The following is a 6,715-nucleotide window of genomic DNA, read 5'->3' as shown; positions in this document are numbered from 1 at the left end:
GAGTACATTTGGTGTGGGTTTAGATGGAGAAAAGTGGGTTAATTATCTAGAAGAATATTCTTTAGAAGTGGAACAGTAAACGCCAGTTAACTCCAAATAAACGCCGCTTTTATCAACAAGGTATGCGGGCTGCAACTCTTATACAGTCTATCTCGTAGACCTCTTTGTCACCCCCCCAGGGTGGTCGCAACTCAAATCTTTATTGCGACTGTTTTCGCCAACCAGCACTAAAATGGTTGACACGATAATTGCTGTGCCTCTTGACTTGATTAATCCGAAACATCTTAAAAACTGGTTTACTAATTGCTGCTACTGTACCTCATAACATCCGGAAGTGCTGTAAAAAAGAATGCCTGTATTGTGCAGCGGCGATTGATTTAGAAAATCGCAAGATCCAAACTTAAGCATGATCTCGCAATATGGTGTTTGTTCGGGGTAATTCTCCGGTGGTTGCCCCTACATGATAAGTGCGGGTCTTGTACAATTAGGTAGTTCGTAAAAATTAACACATTTCTCTATATTTAAAATCTCTATTTTAAAATATCTTTCCGCTTGTGCAATAGCAAAGTTGCGGTCAAATAAACTGCTGCGTGCAGACCTAAAATTTCCATATTCCGAGCTAAGTTTTGCCAAGTCGGTTCGTAGACTGCACTCTTCTCGAATAACTGCGGTAAGATTGTGCGATCGCACAATCTTACCGCACTTCCCTCAACCGTTCACATAATAATCCCGCGTTCCCTTCGCATTCATCGCTTCCCCGAGTCGATTTAACCCGTACACGTAAGCAGCAGTTCTCATGGAAACTGACAATTCCTGAGATTCTTTCCAAATTGCTTCTGTTTCTTCAACCATTTTATGCTTCAACCGCTGGTTGACTTCCTCCAGCGTCCAATAAAGTCCGCTGCGATTTTGCACCCACTCGAAATAACTAACCGTTACGCCTCCGGCATTAACTAAAATATCAGGAATTACGTGAATTCCCCTCGTTTCTAAAATCAAATCAGCAGCAGAATCAATCGGGCCGTTAGCTACTTCAAAAATAAACTTAGCCTTAATATCATTAACATTCGCTTCCGTTATTTGATTCTCCAAAGCGGCTGGAATTAGCACGTTTACATCTAATGCTAAAAGTTGCTCATTTGTCAAGATTTCGTGTTCGATAATATTGCAAACAGAGCCTTCACAGTAAAGAGCTTTGATACCTTTGTGAGAGTCTTTAAAGCCTCGAATACTGGGGATATCCAGCCCTTGTTTAGCATAAATTCCCCCTTGGGAATCGCTGACAGCAACAACTTTGTAACCTGCTTTCCAGAGCAGTTCAGCTATTTCGGCACCTGCATTACCAAAACCTTGTACTGCTACAGTGGTATCTTGAGGATTGAGTTCAAATTTGGGTAAAATAGTTTCTACTACAAAAAAAGCACCCATTGCTGTTGCCGTATCTCTGCCCAGACTGCCACCAATTGTCACTGGTTTTCCAGTCACCACCGCTGGAGAAAGCTGTCGCTTAATAATATTGTACTGATCCATCATCCAACCCATAATCATGGGATTGGTGTAGACATCCGGTGCGGGAATATCGACATCGGGGCCGATGAAATCTGCGATCGCATCGACATAGCCCCGGCTCAACCGTTCCAATTCCAGTTTAGACAATTCCTTGGGATTGAGAGTAATTCCGCCCTTGGCTCCTCCAAAAGGCAAGTTCAAAACTGCACATTTAAAAGTCATCCAAAATGCTAAGGATTGCACTTCATCAAGGGATACTCCCGGATGATAGCGCACTCCTCCTTTAGACGGGCCTCTGGTATTGTCGTAGCGCACCCGATAACCTTGAAAAATTCGCAGGGAACCGTCGTCCATCCGCACGGGAATAGATACAATTAAACTGGATTTGGGATATTTCAGCCGTTCGATCGTATCCTCGGAAAGGGACACATATTTTAAGGCTCGTTCTAATCGGCGACTGGCATCGGCAAATAATGAATCAGACATAAGAAGTTAGTTGACTGTTGACTGTTGTTAGTTGACTGTTGTCAGAGAGAAGAAGGCTTGGAGTGCTTAAGCTAATTTAATCACAATCCTGGTTGAATGCTGCCTCCTTTCTTCTGACAACAGTCAACTACCTTGTGTCGATCGACTTTTCGAGCAGTGCCAAGCAGCGATTAAGCAGATACACTTACAATAGAAGGTGATATTTAACCTCAAGCCGCAATTTGAGTTCGATTGCTCAAATTACAGCCAGCCATCAGGGGAATTAAATTCTGAAATAGATCGAGGCTTTAGCTGACGTTAGAAACTGAATTATTATTATGGTTGGACTCCTAGCCGCACTCTCAGCGTCTGCGGCAGGGGGTATGAGAATTGCCCTGCCCCTGCTGTTAATTGGTTTGTTGCGGATTGACAAACTTTGGTCGGAAATACCCTTATTGTCGGGGGTTCCCCCCCAAGTGGCTATCACCATCTTGGTGAGTTGGTCGCTGTTAGAGTTATTTGCTTCTAAAACTTTTGTGGGACAGCGGGTACTGCAAATTGTGCAAATTATTTTCAGCCCCTTTGTAGGAGCAATTATGGGAATTGCGATCGCTCAGGTAAGTTCGATCGACGAAATTATTGCTCACCCTTGGATGCTGTGGATAATTGGTATTGTCGGAGGTTTGTTGGCTTTAGTGCTGCAACTGGTACAAGCAGGATGGTTTTATCGGCTGCGGGGTTTGCCGATTTGGGTGATTTTCCTCCAAGATGTTCTGTCCATTTCCTTGGTTTTGTTTGCCTTTGACGCACCGCGGCAGGGAGGGTTAGTTGCGATGATGCTGCTGTGGCTGGCAATTCGCAGTTCTAAAGAGTGGTATCGCTGGTACAAAAGTCAGGGAATACCGGGCGATAGGGGAAATCCCCGCCGCCACAAGCACGATCCTGATTAGTTAGTGATTAGTTACTGGTAATTAGTTATAGGTTATTAGTTCTATTGTTTGCGGTTGTTTCGGAATGATTTAACCGCAGAGACCGCAGAGGGCGCTAAGGAAGAGAAGAGACAGATGAATAATTCCGATACCAAGGGATTTTATATAATTAGTCATTTGTAACCACAGTCAACAGTCAACAGTCAACTGTCAACTGTCAACTGTCAATTTAAAGCAATCCGATCGAATGTAGCGGGCCCTGACCCGTAATTAACTCCAGCAATAGTGCTACAAAACCAATCATCGCCACACGACCGTTCCAGACTTCAGCCCCCGTGGTCAAACCCCACTCCCACTGCTCTTGAGGGTACATTTTCACTATCTTGGAAGGGCGTATCACATCCGAGAATTTAACGCTGGGAGATTCTATCGACTCGATGACTAAATCGGCCAAGGCTTCAATAAACACCGGATGAGTATTCAGGGCGGGCACTCGGTAGAAATTCTGAATTCCCGATTCTTCTGCTAATTCCCGATACTCCATGTCAATTTCTTGCAGAGTCTCGATGTGTTCGGAAACGAAACTAATCGGAACTACCAACAAATCTTGGACTCCATTTTCTGCCAATTCGGTAATGGCGTCTTCGGTGTAAGGCTTGAGCCATTCCACCGGGCCAACCCGACTTTGATAAGCTAGAGTGTGTTCGTTCGGTCGGTTCAAATGTTCCATAATCAGACGAGTGCAATCTTCAATCTCGCGCTGATAGGGATCTCCAGCCTCTTCTACGTAGCTGAGGGGGACGCCGTGGGCGCTGAAAAAGATGTGAACTCGATCGGGATCTGGATTGTGGTCTAGTTCTTGGGCTATCAGTTCCGACATTGCCTGAATGTAGCCGGGCCGCTTATACCAAGAAGGAATCGCGGTATATTCGATATCCTTGAGGGCTGGATCTTTGCCCCACATTTCTTCTAGCTGCCGGAAGCTAGAACCGCTGGTGCTGATGGAAAATTGAGGATACAGCGGCAAGATTGTCAAATGTTCGATGCGATCGCGCTTTATTTTGGCGAGTGCCTCTTCGGTAAAAGGATGCCAGTAACGCATCCCCACGTAAACTCGAGCATCCTGTCCCTTTTCTTGCAAGAGTTCTTGCAGCGAAGCCGCTTGTTCCTCGGTAATCCGCCGCAAAGGAGAGCCGCCCCCGATTTGGCGGTAGTTTTCCTGGGATTTTTGAAAGCGCAGGGTCGAAATCAACCAGGCGAGCGGTTTTTGCATCCACGGAAACGGGATGCGAATGATTTCCGGGTCAGCAAACAAGTTGAACAGGAAAGGACGGACATCCTCGATTTGATCTGGCCCGCCCAAGTTTAATAGCAATACTCCCACACGACCCATAGCGGTTACAGCTCTCCCATCGTCTCAGTTCTGTTACTTATCTTTATCATATAACTTAATAATATCTTAAGTCGATAGCAAGGTATACATAATTTTGACTGTGGCAACATTTTTTAGAGATTTAAGTTATCGGTATCAGTGGCTCTAGGATGCGATCGCGCGTCTGGCTGCGAGTGAGCGTAGGCGGCAATGCTCGTTTGGGCCAACTAGCCTGATAAAATTTGACCGTCAGCGCCGAAGCTAAAGTTTTAGACCTTTGCTGCGGTAGCGGTCAAATGAAGCAATTTCTGGTGCAATATTCCTAGGATGTCACAGGAGTTGACGCTGCGCCAATATCTCTGCAACCGGCCAGAAAAAATGTGCCATCAGCCAATTATGTAGAAGCTTTTGCCGATTCGAGGCTTTTTGCCGACTGTCAGTTTGACTTGGCAGACAGCAGCGTTGCGATGCACGAAATACGATCGGCACAGTTGCGACAAATCTTTTAAGAAGTGTAGCGCGCGATCGAGTACGGTGGTCTATTCATTTTGGTAGATTTTCATCGGCATACAAATCCGGTATTTTTGCCAGGGTTGGCTGTATTTTTGTGGTTGTTTGAGACTGAAACTGCATGGAAGTTGAGCGAAACTAACTTGGAAACTTTGTTGGCAGAGGTGGAATGGCGATCGTACAATTTCAAAGAAGCTCAACAACTCACAATTTATGCTGGCTGCAGCATTCAAGTAATATCATTTTCGGTTACACCGGAATGATGTTGACGGTTGACTGTTGACGCCGTGAACAGTCAACCGTCAACAGTGAACTCGAATTTACTATTCCGATGCTAACGGATTTGATATAATCCAAGTTCAAAAGTCATTAGGAGACAAGATTGCCTTTCCTTACAAACAATCTGGAAAAGCATCGGCGTTTATCTGCGTTTATCTGCGGTTTCCCTATCAATCAAAAAAAATTGCAATAAGTCTACTAATGACTCATGGCTAATGACTCCTAACTAAACAAACTTTTTCGCTGCTGCCAAAGCCGCCTCAAACTTGAGCAACACATCCTTTTCTGTGTGAATAGCTTTCTCTTGTTCCAGCAGCGGGCGGCCAAAGCGAAAAATACCGTCCTGTTCTACGTGGTCTACATAAGGCAACGTTTCTGGATGTGGCAAAAATTTTCTGCCGATGGTGTAGGGCGTGTGGAAAGAAAAACTAAAATCGGGAAACTTGTCGCTCTTGATTTCGAGATAGTAAAGCGAGTAATAATCTTTGGTTTCGGAGTACACGCATTCGCGGCACTTATTTACAAGTTTGCGGTTCTGATAGAAAAAATCCCACTTATCCCAATAGTAGCCATCTTTCATCATTTCCTGGTGGTCGTCGCACAGTTCGAGATATAATTTGTCAGCATCGGCCGGACGGTAGAAGTAAAGCATGGCGTAGGGCATTTCAATCAGTAACTTGACTGCTTGATTTTTTCGCTCGTACCATTCGTGCTGGTGAGTTTCGTAGATTTCCTTATATTTATTAATTGCTTTAAAGCTGTTGAGCTGATTTTCTTTGGCCCAACGCGACGCCCACACTGTCCAGTAAGCTAGCTGGAAGGTTGCTGAAATTTCCGCCGAACCTTGTTCTTTCCAGTCGGCAATGATTTTTTCCCACTCGCAACTAAAAGCTACTCGTGATTGTTCGTTTTCTTCGGGCTTTTCTGTATTGATTGGGGTGGGTATTTTGTCATTATTTTTAATCAGCCCTTTGGGTTCTTGGCGCCAATTATTAATATCGGTTGGCGTTAGACTTAAGATGAGTCTTCTGTCGTGAACGGGATATTCTAAATGGATTCCTGATTTGCGGAAAGAGCGGTATTCTAGAACAGGGAGTTTGTCTTGTTCAATCCACTGCTGGCGTTCTGCTGGCGAACATTTGAGTATTGTTTCTAATTCTACGGGATCGACGGCTAATTCACTTTTGAAAGTCTCCCAAAATCTTTCTTGTTCGGCTGGATTTGCTTCCAGCAGGGATACAATTTGGTTGATGAGATGATCTGTTTTGTCTGGGCAATTTTCGGGAAGTCCTAAGAAGTCGAGGAGTTTGGTCTTGAGTATTCGTCTGGCAGAGATTAGCTCGGCTAACATGAGAAGCTCCAGTAGAGTCATGACTTGCGCCCTTGAATTGGCAAGATTTGCACAAGTCTTATATATCTTAATAGATTCTCTTGGGTTGTCGGCAATTGAAATGTCCGCGCCAGCGAAGCTATACCGATCGCGCCTGCGGGCCCGTTGCGGTAGGGAATCGCCCACCAGCAGCCCCCTCCCTAAGCTAAAATACTCAAAACAAGGCTAAAAGACCGATCGACCTTTTGACCTGATTGCCTAAAACTCATATGTTGCACCATTCTCAATTACTTGTTTAGGAACAGGCTTTTCGGCCTGTGA

General features: G+C 44.9%; 7 protein-coding genes. 3 read left to right on the top strand and 4 right to left on the bottom strand.

Annotation, left to right across the window (positions count from 1 at the left end; genetic code table 11):
• Positions 1 to 530: 530 nt before the first annotated feature.
• Positions 531 to 692, bottom strand: a complete 162-nt coding sequence (locus QUA33_RS11315; RefSeq protein WP_333148680.1) for a hypothetical protein — start codon at positions 690 to 692, stop codon at positions 531 to 533.
• 16 nt (positions 693 to 708) lie between these two features.
• Positions 709 to 1,995, bottom strand: a complete 1,287-nt coding sequence (locus QUA33_RS11310) for a Glu/Leu/Phe/Val dehydrogenase (protein ID WP_333148679.1) — start codon at positions 1,993 to 1,995, stop codon at positions 709 to 711.
• A 317-nt stretch (positions 1,996 to 2,312) separates the two neighbouring features.
• Here QUA33_RS11310 and QUA33_RS11305 point away from each other — a divergent pair, with 317 nt between their 5' ends.
• A complete protein-coding gene (locus tag QUA33_RS11305; RefSeq protein ID WP_333148678.1) occupies positions 2,313 to 2,924 on the top strand; it encodes a DUF4126 domain-containing protein in 612 nt (203 codons plus the stop codon).
• A gap of 208 nt (positions 2,925 to 3,132) precedes the next feature.
• On the opposite strand, the gene hemH is transcribed toward QUA33_RS11305, so the two are convergent.
• A complete protein-coding gene (gene hemH / locus QUA33_RS11300) occupies positions 3,133 to 4,296 on the bottom strand; it encodes a ferrochelatase (protein ID WP_333094198.1) in 1,164 nt (387 codons plus the stop codon).
• A gap of 359 nt (positions 4,297 to 4,655) precedes the next feature.
• Between hemH and QUA33_RS11295 the strand changes: the two genes are divergently transcribed.
• Positions 4,656 to 4,784 (top strand): hypothetical protein, encoded by a 129-nt coding sequence (locus QUA33_RS11295; protein ID WP_333148677.1) that lies wholly within the window; start codon positions 4,656 to 4,658, stop codon positions 4,782 to 4,784.
• 39 nt (positions 4,785 to 4,823) lie between these two features.
• On the top strand, positions 4,824 to 5,048 hold the full coding sequence (locus tag QUA33_RS11290) for a hypothetical protein (RefSeq protein ID WP_333148676.1): 225 nt from the start codon (positions 4,824 to 4,826) through the stop codon (positions 5,046 to 5,048).
• A gap of 242 nt (positions 5,049 to 5,290) precedes the next feature.
• Here QUA33_RS11290 and QUA33_RS11285 read toward each other — a convergent pair whose 3' ends face one another.
• Complete coding sequence (locus QUA33_RS11285) at positions 5,291 to 6,415, bottom strand: hypothetical protein (protein WP_333148675.1); 1,125 nt, start codon at positions 6,413 to 6,415, stop codon at positions 5,291 to 5,293.
• Positions 6,416 to 6,715: the final 300 nt, after the last annotated feature.

The organism is Microcoleus sp. Pol14D4, assembly GCF_036701245.1.
Classification (GTDB): Bacteria; Cyanobacteriota; Cyanobacteriia; order Cyanobacteriales; family Microcoleaceae; genus Microcoleus.
Note: the sequence above shows the minus strand (reverse complement) of the source record. Positions and strands in the feature narration are given on the sequence as shown.

What these genes read in the sequence shown, in the direction of transcription:
- QUA33_RS11310 (WP_333148679.1), bottom strand. Translation starts at nt 1,995, where the DNA reads ATGTCTGATTCATTATTTGCCGATGCCAGTCGCCGATTAGAACGAGCC.
- QUA33_RS11305 (WP_333148678.1), top strand. Translation starts at nt 2,313, where the DNA reads ATGGTTGGACTCCTAGCCGCACTCTCAGCGTCTGCGGCAGGGGGTATG.
- hemH (WP_333094198.1), bottom strand. Translation starts at nt 4,296, where the DNA reads ATGGGTCGTGTGGGAGTATTGCTATTAAACTTGGGCGGGCCAGATCAA.
- QUA33_RS11285 (WP_333148675.1), bottom strand. Translation starts at nt 6,415, where the DNA reads ATGTTAGCCGAGCTAATCTCTGCCAGACGAATACTCAAGACCAAACTC.